Source organism: Azospirillum sp. TSH100, assembly GCF_004923295.1.
Taxonomy (GTDB): Bacteria; Pseudomonadota; Alphaproteobacteria; order Azospirillales; family Azospirillaceae; genus Azospirillum.
The window spans coordinates 887823-911248 of record NZ_CP039635.1 but is presented as its reverse complement, the minus strand read 5'-3'; the positions used below and the strand labels follow the sequence as shown (position 1 = coordinate 911248).

At 66.5% G+C, this 23426-nt stretch carries 21 protein-coding genes; 5 read left to right on the top strand and 16 right to left on the bottom strand.

Annotation, left to right across the window (positions count from 1 at the left end):
- Window positions 1–54 precede the first annotated feature (54 nt).
- Both E6C72_RS16680 and E6C72_RS16675 read left to right on the top strand, forming a co-directional pair.
- Window positions 55–774: a BON domain-containing protein gene (locus E6C72_RS16680; RefSeq protein WP_247876143.1), complete on the top strand. Its 720-nt coding sequence runs from the start codon at window positions 55–57 to the stop codon at window positions 772–774.
- A 12-nt stretch (window positions 775–786) separates the two neighbouring features.
- Window positions 787–2250: a hypothetical protein gene (locus tag E6C72_RS16675; RefSeq protein WP_109865276.1), complete on the top strand. Its 1464-nt coding sequence runs from the start codon at window positions 787–789 to the stop codon at window positions 2248–2250.
- Between the two features lie 191 nt (window positions 2251–2441).
- Here the strand turns inward: E6C72_RS16675 and E6C72_RS16670 are convergent, their stop codons facing one another.
- From E6C72_RS16670 to E6C72_RS16640, 7 genes are all read right to left on the bottom strand, one after another.
- Entirely contained in the window at window positions 2442–3440 is a 999-nt protein-coding gene (locus tag E6C72_RS16670; RefSeq protein WP_109865275.1) for an NAD(P)H-quinone oxidoreductase, read from the bottom strand.
- Between the two features lie 406 nt (window positions 3441–3846).
- The gene (locus E6C72_RS16665; protein WP_109865274.1) at window positions 3847–4764 is read right to left on the bottom strand and encodes an IclR family transcriptional regulator; all 918 of its coding nucleotides are present in this window, start codon (window positions 4762–4764) and stop codon (window positions 3847–3849) included.
- A gap of 124 nt (window positions 4765–4888) precedes the next feature.
- Complete coding sequence (sucD, locus tag E6C72_RS16660) at window positions 4889–5764, bottom strand: succinate--CoA ligase subunit alpha (protein WP_136700794.1); 876 nt, start codon at window positions 5762–5764, stop codon at window positions 4889–4891.
- A gap of 1 nt (window position 5765) precedes the next feature.
- The gene (gene sucC / locus E6C72_RS16655; protein WP_109865356.1) at window positions 5766–6965 is read right to left on the bottom strand and encodes an ADP-forming succinate--CoA ligase subunit beta; all 1200 of its coding nucleotides are present in this window, start codon (window positions 6963–6965) and stop codon (window positions 5766–5768) included.
- A gap of 247 nt (window positions 6966–7212) precedes the next feature.
- Window positions 7213–8487 (bottom strand): formyl-CoA transferase, encoded by a 1275-nt coding sequence (gene frc, locus E6C72_RS16650; protein ID WP_109865355.1) that lies wholly within the window; start codon window positions 8485–8487, stop codon window positions 7213–7215.
- Between the two features lie 62 nt (window positions 8488–8549).
- Window positions 8550–10313 (bottom strand): oxalyl-CoA decarboxylase, encoded by a 1764-nt coding sequence (gene oxc, locus E6C72_RS16645; protein ID WP_199229009.1) that lies wholly within the window; start codon window positions 10311–10313, stop codon window positions 8550–8552.
- A gap of 44 nt (window positions 10314–10357) precedes the next feature.
- On the bottom strand, window positions 10358–11047 hold the full coding sequence (locus tag E6C72_RS16640; RefSeq protein ID WP_109865354.1) for a GntR family transcriptional regulator: 690 nt from the start codon (window positions 11045–11047) through the stop codon (window positions 10358–10360).
- 292 nt (window positions 11048–11339) lie between these two features.
- Here E6C72_RS16640 and E6C72_RS16635 point away from each other — a divergent pair, with 292 nt between their 5' ends.
- Window positions 11340–12173, top strand: coding sequence for an IclR family transcriptional regulator (locus tag E6C72_RS16635; RefSeq protein WP_109865353.1), 834 nt, complete (start codon window positions 11340–11342; stop codon window positions 12171–12173).
- A 471-nt stretch (window positions 12174–12644) separates the two neighbouring features.
- On the opposite strand, the gene E6C72_RS16630 is transcribed toward E6C72_RS16635, so the two are convergent.
- From E6C72_RS16630 to uraH, 3 genes are all read right to left on the bottom strand, one after another.
- Window positions 12645–13565 carry a LysR family transcriptional regulator gene (locus E6C72_RS16630; protein ID WP_109865352.1) on the bottom strand — a complete coding sequence of 307 codons (921 nt, stop codon included), beginning with the start codon at window positions 13563–13565 and terminating at the stop codon, window positions 12645–12647.
- A gap of 182 nt (window positions 13566–13747) precedes the next feature.
- Window positions 13748–15517, bottom strand: coding sequence for a glyoxylate carboligase (gene gcl / locus E6C72_RS16625; RefSeq protein ID WP_109865351.1), 1770 nt, complete (start codon window positions 15515–15517; stop codon window positions 13748–13750).
- A 123-nt stretch (window positions 15518–15640) separates the two neighbouring features.
- Window positions 15641–15991, bottom strand: a complete 351-nt coding sequence (gene uraH, locus E6C72_RS16620; protein ID WP_109865350.1) for a hydroxyisourate hydrolase — start codon at window positions 15989–15991, stop codon at window positions 15641–15643.
- A 187-nt stretch (window positions 15992–16178) separates the two neighbouring features.
- On the opposite strand from uraH, the gene puuE reads away from it, so the two are divergent.
- Both puuE and uraD read left to right on the top strand, forming a co-directional pair.
- A complete protein-coding gene (puuE, locus tag E6C72_RS16615) occupies window positions 16179–17108 on the top strand; it encodes an allantoinase PuuE (RefSeq protein ID WP_136700793.1) in 930 nt (309 codons plus the stop codon).
- 8 nt (window positions 17109–17116) lie between these two features.
- Window positions 17117–17629, top strand: a complete 513-nt coding sequence (gene uraD / locus E6C72_RS16610) for a 2-oxo-4-hydroxy-4-carboxy-5-ureidoimidazoline decarboxylase (RefSeq protein WP_109865348.1) — start codon at window positions 17117–17119, stop codon at window positions 17627–17629.
- A 69-nt stretch (window positions 17630–17698) separates the two neighbouring features.
- Here the strand turns inward: uraD and E6C72_RS16605 are convergent, their stop codons facing one another.
- The 6 genes from E6C72_RS16605 to E6C72_RS16580 all read right to left on the bottom strand — a co-directional run bounded on the left by E6C72_RS16605 (window position 17699) and on the right by E6C72_RS16580 (window position 23424).
- A complete protein-coding gene (locus tag E6C72_RS16605; RefSeq protein WP_136700792.1) occupies window positions 17699–19093 on the bottom strand; it encodes an NAD(P)(+) transhydrogenase (Re/Si-specific) subunit beta in 1395 nt (464 codons plus the stop codon).
- Window positions 19094–19097: 4 nt separating this feature from the next.
- On the bottom strand, window positions 19098–19517 hold the full coding sequence (locus tag E6C72_RS16600; RefSeq protein WP_136700791.1) for an NAD(P) transhydrogenase subunit alpha: 420 nt from the start codon (window positions 19515–19517) through the stop codon (window positions 19098–19100).
- Between the two features lie 13 nt (window positions 19518–19530).
- Window positions 19531–20700 (bottom strand): Re/Si-specific NAD(P)(+) transhydrogenase subunit alpha, encoded by a 1170-nt coding sequence (locus tag E6C72_RS16595; RefSeq protein WP_136700790.1) that lies wholly within the window; start codon window positions 20698–20700, stop codon window positions 19531–19533.
- 150 nt (window positions 20701–20850) lie between these two features.
- On the bottom strand, window positions 20851–21333 hold the full coding sequence (locus E6C72_RS16590) for a CBS domain-containing protein (RefSeq protein ID WP_109086295.1): 483 nt from the start codon (window positions 21331–21333) through the stop codon (window positions 20851–20853).
- 88 nt (window positions 21334–21421) lie between these two features.
- Window positions 21422–22453, bottom strand: coding sequence for a 2-dehydropantoate 2-reductase (locus E6C72_RS16585; protein ID WP_109086296.1), 1032 nt, complete (start codon window positions 22451–22453; stop codon window positions 21422–21424).
- Window positions 22454–22680: 227 nt separating this feature from the next.
- The gene (locus tag E6C72_RS16580) at window positions 22681–23424 is read right to left on the bottom strand and encodes a sulfite exporter TauE/SafE family protein (protein WP_109086320.1); all 744 of its coding nucleotides are present in this window, start codon (window positions 23422–23424) and stop codon (window positions 22681–22683) included.
- Window positions 23425–23426 lie beyond the last annotated feature (2 nt).

Below are 23426 nucleotides of genomic sequence, written 5' to 3'. Positions count from 1 at the left end.
CTTCGCAGTCGCAGCGACTGCAACATCCGTGCATCACCTCGGGACAAAGTGACGATGACTGGTGAAAGCCTCGAATTTCCCCATTGCAAAGACCGTTCCGCCGTGACCTTTTCCGGCCGCGCGCCGCATCCGCCCGGTGCGCGCCACGCGGGCGAAGGGAGGCACGCTGTGACGGGTTTGAGCCGCCTTTGGACATTGTACGCACTCGCCTGCGCTGCCGGTGTTTCGCTGGCGGGCTGCGGGCCGCTGGTGCTGGGCGCCGCGGGCGGCACCGCCGTCGTGGCGACGCAGGAGCGTGGATTCGGCGGCTTCGTCAGCGACACCGAAATCCGCGCCCGCATCAACGCGCTGTGGCTGCAGCATTCGGTCGACATGACCAACCGCATCGGGCTGACCGTGGACCAGGGCCGCGTGCTGCTGACCGGCCGCGCCGCCGATGCGCAGATGCGGCTCGACGCGGTGCGCCTCGTCTGGCAGGCACAGGGCGTCAAGGAAGTCATCAACGAAATCCAGATCGACAACGGGTCCAGCATCATGGACACCGCGCGCGACACCTGGATCTCGACCCAGATTCGCAGCCGGATCACGTTCGACGCGGATATTCATAGCCAGAACTACAGCATCGATACCGTCGACGGTGTTGTCTATCTGATGGGTGTGGCCAGTTCGCAGGAAGAGCTGGACCGTGCTCTCCAGCACGCCCGTTCGGTGCCCAACGTCCAGCGCGTCGTCAGCTACGTCCGTCTGCTTCCGAACCCAAACCTCCAGGGTTGAACCCCGACCGCCATGGCCTCCGCCCTATCCCGCGTCCTCGCCGTTCTCCGCACCGCCGCCGTCACCGCAGCATTGGGCCTGCCGGCGGCGTTCGCGGCCGGTCCCGTTCTGGCGCAGGACGCAACGGCGGAAACGGGCGTGCAGGCCGTGGCGCAGGATGGGGCCAAACAGACTGTGCTGGCACAGGATCAGGATGGCGGCGGGGCGGACAACCCGGCCGCCGGCACGCCGGGTCCGGCCAACCGCCTGTTCGTGCAGGCCTTGCAGCTGATCCGGCAGGCCGACAACACCTATGACGTCGCCGAGGAGGGCCGCCTTCTGAAGGAGGCGGACAAGCTGTTCAACGACATCGTGACGAAGTACCCCGACAGTCCGCTGGCGGTGCAACTCGTCACCAACCAGTTCGTCGGCGATTTCGATTTCTACGAATTCCGCTCGCGCATACGGGCACTGGTCTGCAACGACGCGCTGAACAGCCTGTGCTTCCTCCACCGCATCGGCGAGATGCTGCCACCGGTGGAAACGCCGATCAATGCGGCGCGCTGGGATTGGCTGTCACTGGCCGTCGCCTACCAGCAACTGGGCGATACCGGCCGCGCCAAGGAGATCATGGCGCCCTTCGTCAGCGCGGTGCGCCGCGGCGGCGTCGCCGACAGCTCCGGCCAGGACCTGTTCGTCGCCCGCGCCCTATCGCTGATGGGGCAGACGCCGCTGGCGCTCGACATCACCCGGCAGATCAACGACTGCTCGACCCGCATCTACAACCTCGCCGACATCGCCAAGGCGGCGGCATGGCGCGGCGACGCCGGCCTGACCAACGCGCTGGCCGACGAGGCCAAGAGCTACGCCTCCAGCCACAATTGCGCCTGGGAGCTGGGGCTGGTCGCCCAGACCCTGCTGCGCGCCGGCAAGGAGGCGCAGGCCCGCACGCTGTTCCTGAACACCGTGGAGACGCAGTTCTCCAAGTTCAAGGAAACCCGCGGCGACTGCTGCCCGCCGGAACTGGCGGTGGCGGCGGCCGACATCGGCGAGCCGAAACTGGCTTTGGGCCTGCTCAGCACGGTGCAGGACGAGAATCCCTGGACGATCCCGGCGGTGCTGGGGCGGCTGGCCAAGCGGGGCGAGGCGGGGATGGCGGTCGCCTATGCCGATCAGGTGACCGACATCGACACCCGCGGCGAAGCCTATGCCGAGGTGATCGAGGCGGCGATGAAGCGCGGCGAACCGGCTGTCGCCAACGACCTGATGAACCGACTGAACAAGCTGACGGACGATGCCGCCGGCCGTCGCCCCGGCCTGCTGGCGCAGCGGGCCAAGGCGGAGAAGGCCTTCTACAACGACGACCGCTGGCGCCGGACCTTCCAGCTGGCGATCAACGCGGCGGAGAAGGCCAGCAACTTCGTCCGCCGCGACATCGGCGCCCCGTTGCTGGCAGCACTGGTGAGGATCGAGACCGGTCTGCCGATGCTGGATTGAGTGTGCGGCGACCTTTGGGGGAAATCCCCCTCTCCCCCCGGGGAGAGGGTCGGGGTGAGGGGGATGCACAGGGTGAATTCGGTGGGGAATGGGGACAGCGCGATGCTTGAGAATCCTCGCCACGCGCCCCCCTCACCCTAACCCTCTCCCCGGGGGGGAGAGGGGATTGCTGGATCTGAGAAAGCTTCCGCTCACCCCACCGCCAGCACCAGCTTGCCGACATGCTGGTTGCTCTCCATCAGCCGGTGGGCGTCGGCGGCTTGTGCGAGCGGGAAGACCTCGTGGACGACCGGCTTGACCGTGCCGGTGGCCACCAGCGGCCAGACACGGGCCTTCAGCTGCTCGGCCACCGCCTGCTTGTAGGCGACCGGACGCGCCCGCAGGGTGGAGCCGGTCAGCACCAGCCGCTTGGTCATCACCGGGAAGAAATTCACGTTGGCCGTCGCTCCCCGGACGAAACCGATGCAGACATAGCGGCCCTCGACCGCCAGCGCGTCGATGCTGCGGGCGACGTAATCGCCGCCGACGATGTCCAGCACCACATTGACGCCGGCCCCGCCGGTCGCCTCCTTGACCACCGCGACGAAATCCTCCTCGGCATAGTCGATGGCGCGCTCGGCGCCCAGACGGACGCAGGCGGCGCATTTCTCCGCCCCTCGCGCGGTGGCGAAGACCCGCGCGCCGAAGGCGGCACCCAACTGGATCGCCGTGGTGCCGATGCCGGACGTGCCGCCATGGACCAGCAGCGCCTCGCCGGGCTGGAGCGCGCCGCGCTCGAACACGTTCGACCAGACGGTGAAGAAGGTCTCCGGCAGGGCCGCCGCCTCGGCCATCGACAGGCCGGCGGGGATCGGCAGGCACTGCGCCGCCGGCACCACGCAATACTCGGCATAGCCGCCGCCGGCCAGCAGGGCGCAGACCGGATCGCCGACCCGCCAGCCCTCCACCCCCTCGCCCAGCGCATCGATTGTGCCGGCGACCTCCAGGCCGGGGATGTCGGTGATGCCCGGCGGCGGGTTGTACTTGCCAAGCCGCTGAAGCACGTCGGGCCGGTTGACGCCGGCGGCCTGGACGGCGATGCGGATCTCCCCCGGCGCCGGATCGGGAACCGGACGCTTCGCCGGGACCAGCACCTCCGGCTTGCCGGGCTGGCTCACCTCGATTGCCGTCATCTGTCTGGAGTCTGCCATTCGGATCGCTCCCCTGCCCTGTTCTGGTGAAAGGTCTGGGGGCACTGTGTCGTCGCGGCGGACGGCCAGTCCACGCGGCGATGGATCCGATTTCGTCCTGCGGAAAAGTCAAAAAAAATGGCCGTGCTGCACACAGCACGGCCAGTCTCCGAGAGAAGCGCGAACATGCAAAACAACACATCCGCCCGATGAGAAAGGAACGCCTTTCCCGAAACAGACAATCGCACGGGCTCCGCCGTTTTTCCCGAGAAAAAAGACGCTTTTCCATTCCGTGGAAACGGCTCTTTTCTCGAGAAAAAGGGCCGCATCCCGTGAGGAATGCGGCCCTGAGTGCGCCAGGGAGGAATGCCAACGTGCACCACCTGCCGTCAGCTCTTGGCGTTCTTTTGTCCGTGCAAAGAACGGGTCAGTTGTGAACCGGCACGCGGCCGCCCAGCTCCTGCGTCACCGCGGCGGCGGCACGCTTGACCATTTCGCCCAGGGCGCGCAGCCGCGCGTCCTCGATGCGCCGGCTGGAGCCGGACAGCGACAGGGCGCCCATCACACGGGAATTCTCGTCGAAGATCGGGGCGGCGACACAGCGCAGGCCGGACACCCGCTCCTCCTGGTCCAGGGCATAGCCGCGGGTGCGCACCAGCGTCAGATCGCGGTACAGCGCCGGCAGCGACGACAGGGTGCTGCGGGTGAACTGGCGCATGCCGCGCTGGGTCACGATGGTCTGCACCTTGGTCTCCGGCATGCCGGCCAGCAGCGCCTTGCCGACGGCGGAGCAGTGCAGCAGCGTGCGGTCGGTCTGCGGAACCGCCACCTGGGCGGCGCGGGGACCGCCGACGCGGGCCAGATAGAGCGCCTCGCCATTCTCCTCGACCGCCAGATTGACGATCTCGCTGCTCTCCTCCATCAGGCGGCGCATGCGGGGACGGGCGACATCGACCAGATTGCGGGTCTTCAGGAAATTGGCGCCGGTCATGTAAGCCTGGACGCCGACCACCCAGCCGCGCGCGCTCTGGTCGAAGCGCACATAGCGCTCGTACTGCAGGGTCGTCAGCAGGCGATGGGTGGTGGAGGGCGACAGGTTCGCGGCTTCCGACAGCTCGGTCAGCGTCATCGGACCGTCGTTGGAGCCGAGGATCGTCAGGATATTCAGGGCGCGGCACAGCGACTGCACCACCTGGCCGCGCTCGGCCTTGGCGTCCTTGCCATTGTCGTTCTTGACCCGCGGCGTCTCGATGATCGCGGTCTTGATGATGGCCGCGGCGCCCTCGCTGGGGTCGTCATGGATGACGCGGCGGGCCAGGATGCTGTTTTGGGCTTGCGCTTTCATGTCCCATCTCCCTCGGGGTCCGGCGCGTTGGTTGCGCCTGTCTGTTGCGGCTGATGGCGTGAGTGACAGAAGGCTTGGCTAAGGCCGCGGGACCGTCGCGGACGGCGGTCCCGCGGGGTACCGGTCAACCTTTGAAGATCGACTGCATGGTGGAGCCCAGGCTGGCGGGGCTGTCGGCGACGGCGATGCCGACCGACTTCATGAAGTCGATCTTGAAGTCGGCGGTGTCGTTGCCGCCGGAGATCACCGCACCGGCATGGCCCATGCGGCGGCCCGGAGGCGCCGTGCGGCCGGCGATGAAGCCGACGACCGGCTTCTTCGTGCCCGACGCCTTGATGAACTCGGCGCCGCGGACTTCGGCGTCGCCGCCGATCTCGCCGATCATGATGATGCCCTCGGTCTCCGGGTCCTTCACGAACAGCTCCAGGCTGTCGACGAAGTTGGTGCCGTTGACCGGATCGCCGCCGATGCCGATGCAGGTGGTCTGGCCGAGACCGGCCGCCGTGGTCTGCGCCACCGCCTCATAGGTCAGCGTGCCGGAGCGCGAGACGATGCCGATCTTGCCGCGCTTGTGGATGTGGCCCGGCATGATGCCGATCTTGCACTCGTCCGGCGTGATGATGCCGGGGCAGTTCGGGCCGATCAGGCGGGTCTTGGAGCCGTCGAGCGCGCGCTTGACGCGGACCATGTCCAGCACCGGGATGCCTTCGGTGATGCAGACCACCAGCGGGATCCCGGCGTCGATCGCTTCCAGGATCGCGTCGGCCGCAAACGGCGGCGGCACGTAGATCACGGAGGCGTTGGCGCCGGTCTTCTCGACCGCCTCGGCGACGGTGTCGAAGATCGGCAGGTCGAGGTGCTTGGCGCCGCCCTTACCCGGCGTGACGCCGCCGACCATCTTGGTGCCGTAGGCGATCGCCTGCTCGGAGTGGAAGGTGCCCTGGGCTCCGGTGAAGCCCTGGCAGATCACCTTCGTGTTCTTGTCGACGAGAACAGCCATGTTACGCGGCCTCCTTCTTCACGGCGGCGACGATCTTCTTGGCTGCGTCGTCCAGATTGTCGGCGGACAGGATCGGCAGGCCGGAGTCGGCCAGGATCTGCTTGCCGAGCGCCACGTTGGTGCCTTCCAGCCGGACCACCAGCGGCACATGCAGCTTCACGTCGCGGGCCGCGGCGACCACGCCCTCAGCGATCACGTCGCAGCGCATGATGCCGCCGAAGATGTTGACCAGGATGCCTTCGACCGCGCTGTCGGACAGGATCAGCTTGAAGGCCGCGGTGACGCGCTCCTTGGTGGCGCCGCCGCCGACGTCGAGGAAGTTGGCCGGCTCGGCCCCATACAGCTTGATGATGTCCATGGTGGCCATGGCGAGGCCGGCGCCGTTGACCATGCAGCCGATGTTGCCGTCGAGCTTGACGTAGTTCAGCTCATGCTTGGCGGCTTCGATCTCCGCCGGATCCTCTTCCGCCTCGTCGCGCAGGGCGGCCACGTCCTTGTGACGGAACAGCGCGTTGTCGTCGAAGCTCATCTTGGCATCGAGCGCCAGGATGTCGCCAGACCCGGTGACGATCAGCGGGTTGATCTCGACGATGGCGCAGTCCAGCTCGGTGAACGCCTTGTAGGCGGCCTGGATGAACTTGGCGGCGGATCCCACCTGCTTGCCTTCCAGCCCCAGCGCGAAGGCGACCTTGCGGGTGTGGTGCCCCTGGATGCCGGTGGCCGGATCGACGGCGACCTTGACGATCTTCTCCGGCGTGTTGTGGGCGACCTCCTCGATCTCCATGCCGCCTTCGGTCGAGGCGATGATGGTGACGCGGCCGGTGGCGCGGTCGGTCAGCAGGCCGAGATACAGCTCGCGCTTGATGTCGGCACCTTCCTCGACATAGAGGCGCTTGACCTCCTTGCCGGCCGGGCCGGTCTGCTTGGTCACGAGGACGTGATTGAGCATCTCGGCGGCGTTGGAGGCGACCTCCTCGACCGACTTGACGACGCGGACGCCGCCCTTGCCGCCCGGATTGTCCTGGAAGCGGCCGGCGCCGCGGCCGCCGGCATGGATCTGCGACTTCACCACCCAGACCGGACCGCCGAGTTCACGGGCGACCGATGCAGCCTCTTCCGGGGTGAAGGCCACGCCGCCACGCGGAACGGCGACGCCGTACCCCCGCAGCAGATCCTTGGCCTGATATTCGTGAATGTTCATGGTTTTCGTCTCTGTCCCAGTCGGGAATTGTTTTTTGGAGGCCGCGGGGAGCCGGAAATTCTTCGGCTGACGGGCGGCGGATTTTTAAAAATCCGGGCTTCGGCTCTCAGGCGACCGGGAAGGGGACGGTCGGGGAGAGGGGAAGCGGGGTTTTCAAAAAAGTGGCAGGCGTTTCAAATATTGGGGCCTAGCTCTTCTCCGACCCTCTCCCACCGAAGGGAAGAGGATCGGGGAAGAGCGGAAACTGTTACTCCGCCGCCAGCCGCTCCACGACGCCGATGGCGCCGCTGTCGCGGATTTCCAGGATTTCACGCTCACCGAAGCCCAGCACGTCGCGCAGGATCTCGTCGGTGTGCTCGCCCAGCAGGGGAGAGCGGGTGACCTCCGTCGGGCTGTCGGACAGCTTGATCGGATTGCCGACCGTCAGGTAGCTGCCGCGGGTCGGATGCTCCACCTCGACCAGCGTGCCGGTCTCGTAGAGCGACTTGTCCTCGGCGATTTCCTTCATCGACAGGATCGGGCCGCAGGGAATGTCGTACTTGTTGAGAAGGTCCATGACCTCGAACTTGGTCAGGGTCTTGGTCCACTCCTCGACAGTGGCGAAAATGCTCATCAGGCGCGGCAGGCGGGCCACCGGGGTGGCGTAGTCGGGATCGGTGATCCACTCCTCCTTGCCGATGACCTTGCAGATCGACTTCCACACCGGTGCCTGGGCGATGAAGTAGATGTAGGCGTTGGGATCGGTCTCCCAGCCCTTGCACTTCAGGATCCAGCCCGGCTGGCCGCCGCCCGACGCGTTGCCGGCGCGCGGCACCGTGTCGCCGAACTCGCCGTTCGGGTATTGCGGGTATTCCTTCATCGGCCCGTGGGCCAGACGCTGCTGGTCGCGCAGCTTGACGCGGCACAGGTTCAGCACGGCGTCCTGCATGGCGGCCAGCACCTTCTGGCCACGGCCGGTCTCCTTGCGCTGGTAAAGCGCGGTGACGATGCCGAGCGCCAGATGCAGGCCGGTGCCGCTGTCGCCGATCTGGGCGCCGGTGACCATGGGCGGGCCGTCGTCGAAGCCGGTGGTCGAGGCGGCACCGCCCGCACATTGGGCGACGTTCTCGTACACCTTGCAGTTCTCGAACGGCCCGGGCCCGAAGCCCTTGACCGACGCGACGATCATCGCGGGGTTCAGTTCCTGGATACGCTCCCAGGTGAACCCCATGCGATCGAGCACGCCGGGGGCGAAGTTTTCGACCATCACGTCGCAGGTCTTGATCAGCGCCTCCAGCACCTCCTTGCCCTTGGGCGTCTTGGTGTCGAGGGTGATGGACCGCTTGTTGTGGTTCAGCATGGTGAAATACAGGCTGTCGGCGTCCGGCAGGTCGCGCAGCTGGCTGCGGGTGATGTCACCCTCGCCCGGCCGTTCGACCTTGATGACGTCGGCGCCGAACCAGGCGAGCAACTGGGTGCAGGTCGGTCCCGACTGAACATGTGTGAAGTCGAGAATCCGCACGCCCTGAAGTGCCTTGCCCATGTATTTTCCCCCTGCTCTTTAAGTCGTGTTGGTCGGCTCGGCCGCTTCCCCGATGCCGTCCCTTAGGACGGCATCTTGCGGACCGAGCTGGTCGGATTGAGGCTGCCGATGTTGCCGCTTTCGGTGCCGGCGGCCGGATCGATGACGGCGTTGATCAGGGTCGGACGGCCGCTGTCCATCGCCTCGCTGACCGCGCGGTACAGCTCGTCCGGGTTGGTGACATGGACGCCGACGCCGCCGAAGGCTTCCATCATCTTGTCGTAGCGCGAGCCGGGGACGAAGACCATCGGCGACGGGTCGTTTCCGCCGGTCGGGTTGACGTCGGTCCCGCGATAGATGCCGTTGTTGTTGAAGATGACGATGCAGACCGGCAGGTTGTAGCGGCAGATCGTCTCCACCTCCATGCCGGAGAAGCCGAAGGCGCTGTCACCCTCGACCGCCAGCACCGGCTTGCCGCTCTCCACCGCAGCGGCGACCGCATAGCCCATGCCGACGCCCATCACGCCCCAGGTGCCGACGTCCAGGCGCTTGCGCGGCTGGTACATGTCGATGATGCCGCGGGCGAGGTCGAGCGTGTTGGCGCCCTCATTGACCAGCAGGGCGTCCGGCCGCTCCTTGATGACGCGGCGCAGGGCGCCAAGCGCACCATGGAAGTTCATCGGCGAGGCGTTGCTCATCAGCTTCGGCGCCATCTTGGCGACGTTCTGCTCACGCTTGGCCGCGACGGTGGCCATCCAGTCGGTCGGCGGGGTCAGGCCGCCGTCGATGCCCTTCAGCATCACTTCCATGACGGACGCGATGTCGCCGACCAGCGGAGCATGGATTTCGACGTTGCTGTCCATCTCCCGCGGCTCGATATCGACCTGGATGAACTTCTTGGAGCCGGGCTTGCCCCAGGTCTTGCCCTTGCCGTGCGACAGCAGCCAGTTCAGGCGGGCGCCGACCAGCATGACCACGTCGGCTTCCTGAAGCACCAGCGAGCGGGCGGCGCCGGCCGACTGCGGATGGGTGTCGGGCAGCAGGCCCTTGGCCATGCTCATCTGCAGGAAGGGGATGCCGCTCTTCTCGACGAAGGAGCGGATCGTCTCGTCGGCCTGGGCGTAGGCGGCGCCCTTGCCGAAGATCACCAGCGGACGCTTGGCGCCCTTCAGCAGGTCGAGCGCGCGGTTCACCGCCTCGGCCGACGGATACTGCGCCGGGGTCGGATCGACCACCTTGACCAGCGACTTCGCACCTTCCGCGGCGTCCATCACCTGCGAGAACAGCTTGGCCGGCAGGTCGAGATAGACGCCGCCCGGACGGCCCGACACGGCGGCGCGGATGGCGCGCGCCACGCCGATGCCGATGTCCTGGGCGTGCAGGATGCGGAAGGCGGCCTTGCACAGCGGCTTGGCGATGGCCAGCTGGTCCATCTCCTCGTAGTCGCCCTGCTGGAGATCGACGATCTCACGCTCCGACGAACCGCTGATGAGGATCATCGGGAAGCAGTTGGTGGTGGCGTTCGCCAGCGCGGTCAGGCCGTTCAGGAAGCCCGGCGCCGACACCGTCATGCACACGCCCGGCTTCTTCGTCATGAAGCCGGCGATGGCGGCGGCGTTGCCGGCGTTCTGTTCGTGGCGGAACGAGACGACCCGCATGCCCTCGGCCTGCGCCATGCGCAGCAGGTCGGAGATCGGAATACCGGGGACGACATACAGGTTGTTGATGTCGTTGAGCTTGAGCGCGTCGATGACGAGCTGGAAGCCGTCGGTCAGCGCCGGCGCGTCTTCGACAACAGATGCTTCCGTGGCCTGGTTCTTAGTGATCGTTGCAGCCGCAGTAGACATATGGGTGACTCCTCCCCGAGGCTCCGAAAAAGGTTCAAAGTTGGTTAGTCGAGGAAGGCGCAATGCCGTTCCACGTACTGTGCGAGACCGAGCGTGTGTTCCCGGACGCGGCGTTCCGCGAGATCGGCATCACGGGCGGCCAGCGCCTCGATGATGTCCCGATGCTCGTGGATGGACTGGTCGGCACGGTCGCCGAGGCCCATCGTCGCGCGCCGGATCGCACGCATATGGATGAAGAAGCGGTCGGTCAGGTCCGAGATCAGGGTGGAACCCGAAGCCTGGACGATGCTTTGATGGAAGACGATGTTGGCGTCCGAATACTCGGCGACATGTTCCGCCAACTCGGCCTTCGTGTATTTGTCGAACGCGGCGTGCAGGAGTTCAAGCTTGTCGGTGGTGGCGTTCTCGACGAACAGGCGTGCCGCCATGCCTTCCAGGGCGGCACACACCGTGATCATCTCCACCAGCTCGGCCTTCGTCTTGCGCACCACGAAGATCCCGCGCCGCGGTTGGGAGCGGATGAACCCCTCCTGTTCCAGCAGCGCCATCGCCTCCCGCACCGGAGTGCGGCTGACACCCAACGCCTCGCACAGACGGCGTTCGTCCAACCTGATCTCGCTGCTCTGGCCGTAGATGTTCATCTGCGTGATCGCCTGTCGCAGCGCCTGATAGGCCTTCGCCTTGAAACTCATGCCCTGTTCGAGCGGTTCGACACTGAATCTTTCTCGGTTCATCACGTTTCCGACCCTTTGCGCGCCGACGCCATCGGCGCCGCTTGTTGTCGTGAGCGTTCCTGTGCGAGCGTTCGGATGATCGCCCTCTGTGCGTCGTTTTGGGCGGCGCGTCGTTTTGAATTATCGATACGGTATACCAGATGCCAGACACCCGCAACAGCAATTGCGGGAACCTCGAACTATTTCTGTCGCCGACGGAGTTGGGGGCTGTTTTGTTCGATTTTTCTGGCTATTGCGCGGTAATCGCCCTAATTTGAGCCCTTGGGATCGTTTTTCGGGAAGGGACCCGCGCATGGCCGACACCCAGCATCTGGCCGCGGCCGCAGACAAGACGTCGTCCGGCGCGGCGGAAGAGACCTCCGACCCGAACTTCATGACCTCGCTGGCCCGTGGGCTGTCGGTGATTCGCGCCTTCACCGAGCGGGATCCGAACCTGACCATCGCCGATATCGCCAAGATCACCGGCCTGCCACGGGCGGCGGCGCGGCGCTGCCTGCTGACGCTGATGCAGCTGGGCTATGCCGGGTCGGACGGCCGGACCTTCCATCTGAAGCCGAAGATCCTGGCGCTCGGCTATTCCTTCCTGTCGTCGGCTCCGCTGGCGACGATCCTCGACCCGCTGATCGAACAGGTCAGCGGCGTCGTCCAGGAATCCTGCTCCGCCGCCGTGCTGGACGAGGACGACGTCGTGTATATCGCGCGGGCGGCGACCAAGCGGATCATGTCGGTCGGGCTGAATGTCGGCAGCCGGCTGCCTGCCTATTGCACCTCGATGGGGCGCGTGCTGCTGGCTGCCCTGCCCGAGACGGAACTTGACGCCTATCTGGCACGGGTGCCGCTGAAGCCCTTCACCGAACGCACCATCACCGCCGCCGATGCGCTGAAGCGTGAACTGGAACGGGTGCGCGACCGCGGCTTCTCGCTGGTGGACCAGGAGTTGGAACTGGGGCTGCGCTCCATCGCCGTGCCGATCCGCACGGCAACGGGTGGCGTGGTCGCCGCAATGAACATCAGCGCCCAGGCCGCCCGCGTCACCTGCCCGGAAATGGAGGTGCAGTTCCTGCCGCACCTGCACCGCGCGTCGGAAGAGGCGCGGGTGCTGCTGGTGCGGTCGCGGGGGATGTGAGGGCGCAGTACCGGATTGGGGAGCGACAGGTCAACCGATTGAGCGTATCGGTGTCGTAGGGAATGCCCGACAGTCCATAAGACCAGAGGTTGGATTTCGAGCAGAACGGAACGGCAAAAAGCTCGAAGGCCTTCATGTGCCCCAACGCCAGCAGCCGCTTATGTCTCTGAGTGGCAGAGCAGGAGCAAGCCCATAGCAATCGCCGCCATCCGGAAGCAACCAACGGCTTCCGCTTTAGACAATTTATGGAATTGACGGGATCAAAGGCAGGTGGAGTGGCTCTATTTTCATTTCTCGGAAAGAAATAGTTAGTGCGAAAAACGACATACTTGCAAGAAATAAGAAATAACAGCCTCATTGGACGCGCCCATTCACGATATTTGCATAAATTTCAGTTGAGCTTTTAACTCTTTGGAACCAAACTGAGCAATCTACAATCCGGAAACTACCATCCGGTACACCCTAAAACATTCACATGATCGTCTCTGGAGAAATCTCCGTCAGCGCCGCCTTGATCTTCGGCACCATATAGTCGGCGAAAGCCCGCACCTTGGCCGGCACCAGCGCGCGATGGGGATAAAGCACGGCGAGCGTCACCGGTTCCGGCGGAAAGTCGGGCAAGACCGGCACCAGCGCGCCGCTGGCCAGATGCTCCGCCACCTCCCACAAGGGCTTCATGGCGATGCCGCGGCCGTCCAGCGCCCAGCCGGTCAGCACATCGCCGTCGTCGGCGTCGAAGCGGCCGGACACCGGCAGCTTCACCGGCTCGCCGCCCTCCAGCACGCTCCATTGATATTGCTGGGTGCCGGGGAAGCGCAGGAGCAGGCAGTTGTGGCCCGACAGGTCGGCCGGCCTTTCCGGCCGGCCGCGCTCCGACAGGTAGGCGGGTGCCGCCACCAGCACGCGGCGCACGTCGGCGATCTTGCGGACGACGAAGCTGGAATCCTTCAGCGCCGCCATCCGCACCGCCACATCGACCGCCTCGCGCAGCAGGTCGAGCAGATGGTCGGACAGGCGCAGCCGCACCTCGACCAGCGGGTGGGCGGCGCAGAAATCCGGCACCAGAGGCGACAGGATGCGGCGGCCGAAGCCCAGCGGCGCCGTCACCCGCACGCTGCCCGACGGCACGCCGGATCCGGCGGCGATGCTGCTCTGCGCCCGCTCCACCGCTTCCAGGACTTCAAGGCAGCTCTGGTAGAAATCCATGCCGGTTTCGGTCGCCTGCAACTGCCGCGTCGTGCGGTTCAGCAGCCGGACGCCGAGATGGGTTTCCAACTGCTGGATCCGGTGGCTGACCATGGCCGGCGACATGCGCAGGTTCCGCCCGGCGGCCGACAGGCTGCCCAGTTCGACGACGCGGACGAAGATGCGCATGTTCTCAAGCAACGCCATGCTCGCGCGGACTCCCTGCCAGACGAATGGGCCGGACCGGTGGGTTTACGGCCGGGACGGACGCTAGCACGGGTGCCGCGGAGAGGGAATTTCCGCGACGCAGCAAGCCCGCCCAAACGAAAGCCGCCGGAGCGCGTCTGCGCCCCGGCGGCTTTCCTGTCGGACGGGATGGAAGCGGATCGTCAGACCAGAACGGTCTCGCTCTCCTCCACCGGCAGGTCCAGCGTCTCCTCGAACTCGTTGACGCTGTCGATGTCGGCGCCCATGGAGATGTTGGTCACCCGTTCCAGCACCAGCTCGACGACGACCGGCACCTGATACTCGTCCATCCAGGCCTGGGCCTGGGTGAACGCCTCCTGGATGCGGTCGGGCTCGGTGACGCGGATCGCCTTGCAGCCCAGCCCTTCCGCCACCGCGACGTGATCGACGCCATAGACGCCGATCTCCGGCGCGTTGATGTTCTCGAAGGACAGCTGGACCTGGAAGTCCATCTGGAAGGCGCGCTGCGCCTGCCGGATCAGGCCGAGATAGGCGTTGTTCACCAGCACATGGATGTAGGGCAACTTGTGCTGGGCGCCGACCGCCAGCTCCTCGATCATGAACTGGAAGTCGTAATCGCCGGACAGGGCGACGATGCGCCGCTTCGGATCGGCCACCCGGACGCCGAGTGCGGCCGGCAGGGTCCAGCCCAGCGGGCCGGCCTGGCCGCAGTTGATCCAGTGGCGCGGCTTGTAGACGTGCAGGAACTGCGCGCCGGCGATCTGCGACAGGCCGATGGTGGTGACGTAGGTGGTGTCCTGGCCGAAGGCGCTGTTCATCTCCTGATAGACGCGCTGCGGCTTCATCGGCACCTGATCGAAGTCGCTGCGGCGGTGCATCGACCGCTTGCGGCCCTGGCAATCCTTGACCCAGCCGCCGAGATCCTTGAAGCGGCCCTCAGCCTTCCACTCCTTCGCGACCTCGATGAACAGGTCGAGTGCTGCGCCGGCGTCCGACACGATGCCGAGATCCGGCATGAAGACGCGGCCGATCTGGGTCGGCTCGATGTCGACATGCACGAACTTGCGGCCCTTGGTGTAGACCTCGACCGAGCCGGTGTGGCGGTTGGCCCAGCGGTTGCCGATGCCCAGCACGAAGTCGGACTTCAGCATGGTGGCGTTGCCGTAACGGTGCGAGGTCTGCAGGCCGACCATGCCGGCCATCAGCGGATGGTCGTCGGCGATGGTGCCCCAGCCCATCAGGGTCGGGATCACCGGCACGCCGAGCAGCTCGGCGAACTCCACCAGCTTGTCGGACGCATCGGCGTTGATGATGCCGCCGCCGGCCACGACCAGCGGACGTTCCGCCGCCGCGAACATCGCCAACGCCTTCTCGACCTGGGCGCGGGTGGCCGAGGGCTTGTAGACGGCCAGAGGCTCATAGGTCTCGTCGTCGAACTCGATCTCGGCCATCTGGACGTCGATCGGCAGGTCGATCAGCACCGGGCCGGGCCGGCCGCTGCGCATCAGGTGGAAGGCCTGCTGGAAGACGTAGGGCACCTGCGCCGGTTCCAGCACGGTCACAGCCCATTTGGCGACCGGCTTGGCGATGTCGGCGATGTTGATCGCCTGGAAATCCTCCTTGTGCAGGCGGGCGCGCGGCGCCTGGCCGGTGATGCACAGGATCGGGATCGAGTCCGCGATCGCCGAATAGAGGCCGGTTATCATATCGGTGCCGGCCGGGCCGGAGGTGCCGATGCACACGCCGATGTTGCCGGCCTTGGCCCGGGTGTAGCCTTCGGCCATGTGCGAGGCACCCTCGACATGGCGGGCCAGGACATGGCGCATCGTGCCGCGCCGCTGCATCGCCGCATAGAAGGGGTTGATCGCGGCGCCCGGGACGCCGAAGCAGACGTCGATGCCCTCCCGCTCCAGCACCCGCACCGCCGCTTCCGCCGCCGTCATTTTCGCCATCGCTCGACTCCTCACCAAACGCGATTGTTGCTGAGGACAGCTAAGCGCGCGGATGGTGGGGACGGCAAATCAACGGCTTGCCTTTTCCACAGACTGGAAAGCGGCGCCGAATGGGGAGGAGCCTCAGCTGCCGCGATAGGTCGAATAGGCCCAGGGCGAAACCAGCAGCGGCACATGGTAATGCTGGGACGCATCCTTGATGCCGAAGCGCAGGGGAACCTCGTCGATGAAGTCCGGGCCATCCCCTGAGATCACGGCGATGCGGCGGAAATACTCGCCGGCCATGAACAGCAGCTCATAACGGCCGGGCTTGAAATCCTCGCCCTGGAGCGCCGGGGCGTCGAGCCTGCCGTCGGCATTCGTCGTGAACTCGCCGAGAACGACACCGGTGTCTAGCGAGGTCAGGCGGATGCGCATCCCCGGCGCCGGACGGCCGGCGGCAATGTCGAGGACGTGGGTGGTCAGGCGGCCCATGGCGGTGCGGTCTCCACGGCGGTGCGGTTCGGGATGCCGCAGCTTAAGCCCAACCGCCCTCCCCTGCCCACCCGCGAAAATCCGGAAACAGTCTTCACCCCCGCCTCCAATCCGCCGATTGAACCCCCGGCCGCCAATGGCTTAGCCTAGACACCGCTTCGACCGCAGCGTTAAGAGCGAGACGACGATGACCGACACCGCCCAACCCCAGGGCTATCCCCGCGATATGATCGGCTATGGCGCCACCCCGCCGCAGGCCAACTGGCCGGGCGGCGCCCGGATCGCGGTGCAGTTCGTCATCAATTACGAGGAGGGCGGCGAGAATTGCGTCCTCCACGGCGACGCCGCGTCGGAGGCCTTCCTGTCGGAGATCGTCGGCGCCCAGCCGATCCCCGGCGCCCGCCACATGAACATGGAGTCGATCTACGAATACGGCTCGCGCGCCGGCTTCTGGCGGCTGCACCGCCTGTTCACCGAGCGCAACCTGCCGGTCACCGTCTATGGCGTCGCCATGGCGCTGGAACGCAATCCCGAGGTGGTCGCCGCGATGAAGGCCGCCGGCTGGGAGATCGCCACCCATGGCTGGCGCTGGATCGACTACCAGCATCTGCCGGCCGAGGTGGAGCGCGAGCATATGCTGCGCGCCATCGAGGTCCACACCCGTGTCACCGGGGAACGTCCGCTCGGCTGGTATCTCGGGCGGTGCAGCCCCAACACTTGGCGGCTGGTCGCCGAGGAGGGCGGCTTCGTCTACAACGCCGATTCCTACGCCGACGACCTGCCCTATTGGGACGACAGCCATGGCCGGCCGCAGCTGATCGTGCCCTATACGCTGGACGCCAACGACATGCGTTTCGCGACGAACCAGGGCTTCAACAGCGGCGATCAGTTCTTCGCCTATCTGAAGGACAGCTTCGACACCCTCTACGCCGAGGGAGAGACGGCGCCGAAGATGCTGTCCATCGGCCTGCATTGCCGGCTGGTCGGGCGTCCCGGCCGTGCGGCGTCGCTGGCCCGTTTCCTCGACTATGTGCGCAGCCATGACAAGGCGTGGGTGGCGACCCGGCTCGACATCGCCCGCCACTGGATCGCCGAACACCCCTACACCGCGACGTGAGAGCGCAGATGCCCTACAGCATGGACGATCTGAACCGGATGGACCGCGCCGCCTTCGTCGCGGCACTGGGTGCGGTGTTCGAGGAAAGCCCCTGGGTCGCCGACGCCGCCTGGGACCAGCGCCCCTTCGCCGATGCCACAGGCTTGCGCGCGGCGATGACCGGCATCGTGCGCGCGGCGGGGACGGAGCGGCAGCGCGCGCTGATCCTGTCCCACCCTGACCTTGCCGACCGCGCCAGCCGCCCGGCCAATCTGACCGCCTTCTCGCAGACCGAGCAGGCGAAGGCGGGTCTCAACGAGCTGACGGAGGCGGAGGCCCAGGAGCAGCGCGACCTGAACCGCGCCTACCGCGAGCGCTTCGGCTTCCCCTTCATCATGGCGGTGCGTTTCAGCAGCAAGCAGGAGATCCTGGCGGCAATGCGCGAGCGCGTGGCGAACGAACCCGAAGTGGAGTTCGGCCGGGCGCTGGAGGAGATCTACAAGATCGCCGGCTTCCGGCTGGACGATCTGGTAACGGGATGACACCCGCTCCAGAAATAAAAAAGCGCGCCGCCCCGACCGGAGCGGCGCGCCTTTTTGTCGAGGTGTCCGTTACGCTTCCATCGCCTTGACGACCTCTTCGGTGACCTTCTTGGCGTCGCCGAACAGCATCATGGTGTTGGGGCGGAAGAACAGCTCGTTCTCGACACCGGCATAGCCGGCGGCCATGCCGCGCTTGATGAAGAACACCGTCTTGGCCTTCTCCACGTCCAGGATCGGCATGCCGTAGATGGCGCTGGTCGGGTCGGTCTTGGCCGCCGGGTTGGTCACGTCGTTGGCGCCGATGACGAAGGCCACATCCGCCGTGCCGAAGTCGCGGTTGATGTCCTCCAGCTCGAACACCTCGTCGTAGGGCACATTGGCTTCGGCCAGCAGCACGTTCATGTGACCGGGCATACGGCCCGCCACCGGGTGGATGGCGTACTTCACGTCCACGCCCTCATGCTTCAGCGCATCCGCCATCTCGCGCAGGGCATGCTGTGCCTGGGCCACCGCCATTCCGTAGCCCGGGACCACGATCACCGACTGGGCGTTCTTCATGATGTACGCGGCATCTTCGGCCGAACCGGCCTTGACCGAGCCCTGCGGACCCTTGGCACCAGCCGCCGCACCAGCCGCCTCGCCGCCGAAGCCGCCGAGGATGACGTTGAAGATCGAGCGGTTCATGCCCTTGCACATGATGTAGGACAGGATCGCGCCCGAAGATCCCACCAGCGCGCCGGTGATGATCAGCAGATTGTTCTGCAGGGTGAAGCCGATGCCGCAGGCCGCCCAGCCGGAGTAGCTGTTCAGCATCGAGATCACCACCGGCATGTCGGCGCCGCCGATCGGCAGGATCAGCAGGAAACCCAAAGCCAGCGAAACCGCCACGATCAGCCAGAGCGCCGCGTCGGCATTCGATTGCACCAGCCAGCCGATCAGGATGACGGTCAGCACGCCCAGCGCCGCATTCAGCGGATGCTGCATCGGGAAGACCAGCGGCTTGCCGGTGACCAGCCCCTGGAGCTTGGCGAAGGCGACGATGGAGCCGGTGAAGGTGATCGCACCCACCGCGGTGCCCAGCGCCATCTCGATCAGCGAGCCCTTGGCGATGGCGCCGCGGACGCCGATGCCGTAGGCCTCCGGCGAGTAGAAGGCGGCGAGCGCCACGAAGACGGCGGCCAGACCGACCAGCGAGTGGAAGGCGGCGACCAGCTGCGGCAGCGCCGTCATCTCGATCTTCTTGGCGACGACATAGCCGATGGCGCCGCCGATGGCGATGCCGAGCACGATCATCCAGTAGGACTGGACGATGGGCGAGGCCAGCGTGGTCAGGATGGCGATGGTCATGCCGACCATGCCGTAGATGTTGCCCTGGCGCGAGGTCTCCGGGCTGGAGAGCCCACGCAGCGCCATGATGAAGCAGATGGAGGCGACGAGGTAGAGAAGGGCCGACAAGGTTTCCATGATCTTACTTGCCCTTCTTCTTGAACATGGAGAGCATGCGCTGGGTCACCAGGAAGCCGCCGAAGATGTTGACGGACGCCAGGATGACGGCGAGGAAGCCGAGAACCTTGGAGAAGCCGAAGCCGGCCGGTCCGGCGGCGACCAGCGCGCCGACGATGATGACCGACGACACGGCATTGGTGACGGCCATCAGGGGCGAGTGCAGGGCCGGGGTGACGCGCCAGACGACGTAGTAGCCGACGAAGCAGGCGAGCACGAGCACGGTCAGGCCGGTGACGAAGAAGTTGCCGTGGCCGGCGGCTTCGGTGACGGGGACCGGCGACAGCTGCGCCACCTGCGCGGCCAGGGCATCGACCTGGTTGGTCAGGGCCGCCAGGGTCTGGCGGAAGGCGGCGATGTTGCTTGCGGGATCCGGGTGTTCCATGGGATCCGCCTCCTCACGCGGGTTGCGCTTCGCGGGCGTCCGCGAAGGCAGGATGCACGATGGCGCCGTCGCGGGTCAGCGCGATGGCCTTGACGATCTCGTCGTCCCAGTTGACGGCCACGCCGGTGTCCTTGCCGTGCAGCGACGTCAGCAGCGCCAGCAGGTTCTTGGCGTAGAGCAGCGAGGCGCTCTCGGCGATGCGGCTGGCGTAGTTGGCATGGCCGACGATCTTCACGCCGTTGGCCGTGGTCACCACCTCGCCCAGCTTGGAACCCTCGACGTTGCCACCCTGCTCAACCGCCAGATCGATGATGACCGAACCGGGCTTCATCGACGCCACATGCTCCGCCGTCACCAGGATCGGCGCCTTGCGGCCGGGGATCAGCGCGGTGGTGATGACGATGTCCTGCTTCTTGATGTGCTCGGCGACCAGGGCGGCCTGCTGGCGCTTGTAGTCGTCGGACATCTCCTTGGCATAGCCGCCGGCGGTCTCGGCTTGGCGGAACTCGTCGTTCTCGACCGCGACGAAGCTGCCGCCGAGCGACTGCACCTGCTCCTTCACCGCCGGGCGCACGTCGGTGGCCGAGACGATGGCGCCGAGGCGCTTGGCGGTGGCGATGGCCTGGAGACCGGCGACGCCGACGCCCATGATGAAGGCACGGGCCGGCGGCACGGTGCCGGCGGCGGTCATCATCATCGGGAAGGCGCGGCCATATTCCGACGCGGCATCGACGACGGCCTTGTAGCCGGCGAGGTTGGCCTGGGAGGACAGCACGTCCATGACCTGGGCGCGGGTGATGCGCGGCATGAACTCCATGGCGAAGGCGTTCACGCCGGCATCGGCATAGGCCTTCACATGGTCGCGGCTGTTGTAGGGATTGAGGATGGCGAACAGCAGCGCACCCTTGCGGATCAGCGCCAGCTCGTCCTCGCCGCCTTCCGCGGCGATCAGCGGCCGCTGGACCTTCAGCACGATGTCGGCATCGGCGAGCGCGGACGCGGCATCGGCGGCGATGGCGGCCCCCGCCGCCTCATAGGCCGCGTCGGTGATGCTGGAACCGAGACCGGCCCCGCTCTCAACCACCACGTCCAGACCGAGGGTTTTGAATTTCTTGACGGTTTCGGGAGACGCGGCGACGCGGCGCTCGCCCGGGCGGCGCTCCCTGGGTATCGCGATCTTCATGTCGTTTGCTTTCGAAGGCCGGCCATGGCGGCAGGCGATGATCGGCCCGCTTCCGGGCCAGGGCCGGGCCAGGGGCGGATCAGGGCGGGCAGGCGCCGAAGCGGCAGGTCAGGTGGGGCAGCGGCTGTGTGCCGGCCCCACCCGCGGCACTCACTGGTTGGCAACGACCGGGAAGTCCCAGCCTTCGGTGGCGGCGGCCGTGGTGGCGGCCGTCAGCGGCAGATCGTCCGCCGGCCGCTCGTCCAACTGGAGGCGGATCAGGTCGCGGACGCTGACGACGCCGACCAGGGTCGCCCCCTCCAGCACCGGCACGTGGCGGATGCCGTGTTCGTCCATCAGGCTCAGCACATGCCGCACCGGATCGGACGGGCTGCAGCAATAGGGATCGCGCGTCATCAGCGCCGATACCGCCTGCTCCAGGATGGCCGGCCCGCGGTCGACCAGCGCGCGGACGACGTCGCGTTCGGAAATGACGCCGACCACCGTGTTGCCTTCGGTGCGGCAGACGTCCTTGACCACCAGCGCGCCGGTGTTCTCCGCCTTCATCAGGCGCAACGCCGTGGTCACCGTTTCATTGATGCGCACCATGCCGATGCGCGTGCCCTTCTTGCGGAGAATGTCCTCGACCTTCATGACGCTCCACCCCCCTTTGAGGCGGCCGGCATGATCCCTGCCCGGGTCAGCGCCGGCCGCGTCACCTGATTTGGTTGCCCTGACTTGGCTATTGGGCCGCCACCGCCTCCGGGGCGCGGGCGGGAGCCGCCGCGGGCTGCGGCCGGCTGTAGCAGCCGGCTGTCTCGCCCCGCTGCTTCACCAGCGCCAGCACCACGTCGATTGTCGGCGTCGGCACGCCAACCATGCGGCCCATCTCCTGCACCACCGACAGCAGCGGGTCGATTTCCATCGGCCGGCCGCGCTCCAGATCCTGGAGCATCGAGGTCTTGTGCGCGCCCACGGCGGCGGCGCCGTTGATGCGGCGCTCGACATCGACGCGGAAATGGACGCCCAGCTTGTCGCCGATGTCCTTGGCCTCCAGCATCATCGCCTTGGCGACGGCGCGGGTTTCCGCATCGCCGCAGATGACCTCCAGCGTGCCATGGGTCAACGCGCTGATCGGGTTGAAGCACAGGTTGCCCCACAGCTTCAGCCAGATCTCGTCGCGGATGCGGTCGAGAACCGGCGCGCGCAGGCCACCGGCCTCCATCGCCTTCGACAGGGCGACCACACGTTCCGACTTCGACCCGTCCGGTTCACCGAGGGAGAACTTGTCGCCATAGACATGCTGGATGACGCCCGGCTCCACCACCTCGGTCGCCGGATAGACGACACAGCCGATGGCGCGCTGCGGACCCAGCCCGTTCCACTGGACCGAACCGGGATCGACGGTCTCCAGCGTGCGGCCGTCGAATTCGCCGCCGGTGCCGTGGAAATACCAATAGGGAATACCGTTGACCGCGGTGACGACGGCGGTGTCGTCACCCAGCAGCGGTTGCATCGCGGGCACGACACCGGGGACGGAGTGGGCCTTCAGCGCGATGATGACGTAATCCTGCGGGCCGAGTTCGGCCGGGTTGTCGGTGCAGCGGGGGTGGACGACGGTCTTCTCCTCCCCCATCAGCAAGGTGACGCCGTTCTCGCGCATCGCCGCCAGATGCGCACCACGCGCCACCAGACTGACTTCGGCGCCCGCCTGGTGCAGGCGCACGCCGAGATAGCCGCCGATGGCCCCGGATCCGTAGATGCAAATCTTCATGCCGGATTCCCCTCTCCCCCGATTTCACTTTTTGAATGCTGTGGGGCTGGACGACGCCAGCCTGCCCACACCGGCCGCATCCATCGGCTGACCGGTTGCTTTGCAGCGGCATCCAACAGTCTGTCGCGCAAACTGTGTCTGGAGTTTGGTATACCACATACCGTATGTCAATGCGGAATGTGGGGTCACGGTCGAAGATTGCGGAATCGGGCGGCTCCCCGATCGAATCAGGCACCCTTCGCAAAGAAGTAGAGGGTCAGCACCGTTCCGATAATGACCACGAGGGTCTTCAGCAGCTTCGGATCGACCCGCTTGGCCCCCATGGCGCCGGCATAGCCGCCGGCCACCGCAGCCAGCGCCATAGCCGTGGTTTCCGGCCAGGACACCGCACCGGCGACGATGAAGGTGCCGACCGCCGCGGCATTCATCAGCATCGCCAACAGAAGCCGCAGCCCGTTCATCGCGTGGATGTCGCGCAGCCCGAACAGGGTCAGCGCCGCCAGCATCAGGAAGCCGATGCCGCCGCCGAAATAGCCGCCATAGATCGAGATCAGGAACTGCACCACCAGCACGCTGCGCCCGCCCAGCCGCAGCCGGGACACGATGCCCGGCGCATAGGCACCGATGGCAAAGATGGACGTCGCGAACAGCAGCAGCCAAGGCACGAATCGCGCGAAGACCGCATTGGGCGTCAGCAGAAGAAGAAGCGCGCCGGCCAGCCCGCCGACGAGGCTGAGGGCAGCGAACACCGGGACATTCACCTGTCCGCCCGCCGCGATCTCCCGCCGATAGGCCCAGCTGCTGGCCGCCTGCCCCGGAAACAGCGCCACCGTGCTGGAGGCGTTGGCGGCGACCGGCGGCACCCCGGCGAACAGCAGGGCCGGAAAGGTGATGAAGGCGCCGCCCCCGGCGACGGCGTTCAGCGCGCCCGAGGAGAAGGCGGCCAGCATCAGGACAAAAATACCCAGCATGA

What these genes read in the sequence shown, in the direction of transcription:
- E6C72_RS16675 (WP_109865276.1), top strand. Translation starts at nt 787, where the DNA reads ATGGCCTCCGCCCTATCCCGCGTCCTCGCCGTTCTCCGCACCGCCGCC.
- E6C72_RS16630 (WP_109865352.1), bottom strand. Translation starts at nt 13,565, where the DNA reads ATGGCGTTGCTTGAGAACATGCGCATCTTCGTCCGCGTCGTCGAACTG.
- oxc (WP_199229009.1), bottom strand. Translation starts at nt 10,313, where the DNA reads ATGTCTACTGCGGCTGCAACGATCACTAAGAACCAGGCCACGGAAGCA.
- E6C72_RS16580 (WP_109086320.1), bottom strand. Translation starts at nt 23,424, where the DNA reads ATGCTGGGTATTTTTGTCCTGATGCTGGCCGCCTTCTCCTCGGGCGCG.
- E6C72_RS16635 (WP_109865353.1), top strand. Translation starts at nt 11,340, where the DNA reads ATGGCCGACACCCAGCATCTGGCCGCGGCCGCAGACAAGACGTCGTCC.
- uraD (WP_109865348.1), top strand. Translation starts at nt 17,117, where the DNA reads ATGCCCTACAGCATGGACGATCTGAACCGGATGGACCGCGCCGCCTTC.
- sucC (WP_109865356.1), bottom strand. Translation starts at nt 6,965, where the DNA reads ATGAACATTCACGAATATCAGGCCAAGGATCTGCTGCGGGGGTACGGC.
- sucD (WP_136700794.1), bottom strand. Translation starts at nt 5,764, where the DNA reads ATGGCTGTTCTCGTCGACAAGAACACGAAGGTGATCTGCCAGGGCTTC.
- E6C72_RS16595 (WP_136700790.1), bottom strand. Translation starts at nt 20,700, where the DNA reads ATGAAGATCGCGATACCCAGGGAGCGCCGCCCGGGCGAGCGCCGCGTC.
- frc (WP_109865355.1), bottom strand. Translation starts at nt 8,487, where the DNA reads ATGGGCAAGGCACTTCAGGGCGTGCGGATTCTCGACTTCACACATGTT.
- E6C72_RS16680 (WP_247876143.1), top strand. Translation starts at nt 55, where the DNA reads ATGACTGGTGAAAGCCTCGAATTTCCCCATTGCAAAGACCGTTCCGCC.
- E6C72_RS16585 (WP_109086296.1), bottom strand. Translation starts at nt 22,453, where the DNA reads ATGAAGATTTGCATCTACGGATCCGGGGCCATCGGCGGCTATCTCGGC.
- E6C72_RS16640 (WP_109865354.1), bottom strand. Translation starts at nt 11,047, where the DNA reads ATGAACCGAGAAAGATTCAGTGTCGAACCGCTCGAACAGGGCATGAGT.
- gcl (WP_109865351.1), bottom strand. Translation starts at nt 15,517, where the DNA reads ATGGCGAAAATGACGGCGGCGGAAGCGGCGGTGCGGGTGCTGGAGCGG.
- E6C72_RS16605 (WP_136700792.1), bottom strand. Translation starts at nt 19,093, where the DNA reads ATGGAAACCTTGTCGGCCCTTCTCTACCTCGTCGCCTCCATCTGCTTC.
- uraH (WP_109865350.1), bottom strand. Translation starts at nt 15,991, where the DNA reads ATGGGCCGCCTGACCACCCACGTCCTCGACATTGCCGCCGGCCGTCCG.
- E6C72_RS16600 (WP_136700791.1), bottom strand. Translation starts at nt 19,517, where the DNA reads ATGGAACACCCGGATCCCGCAAGCAACATCGCCGCCTTCCGCCAGACC.
- E6C72_RS16670 (WP_109865275.1), bottom strand. Translation starts at nt 3,440, where the DNA reads ATGGCAGACTCCAGACAGATGACGGCAATCGAGGTGAGCCAGCCCGGC.
- puuE (WP_136700793.1), top strand. Translation starts at nt 16,179, where the DNA reads ATGACCGACACCGCCCAACCCCAGGGCTATCCCCGCGATATGATCGGC.
- E6C72_RS16665 (WP_109865274.1), bottom strand. Translation starts at nt 4,764, where the DNA reads ATGAAAGCGCAAGCCCAAAACAGCATCCTGGCCCGCCGCGTCATCCAT.
- E6C72_RS16590 (WP_109086295.1), bottom strand. Translation starts at nt 21,333, where the DNA reads ATGAAGGTCGAGGACATTCTCCGCAAGAAGGGCACGCGCATCGGCATG.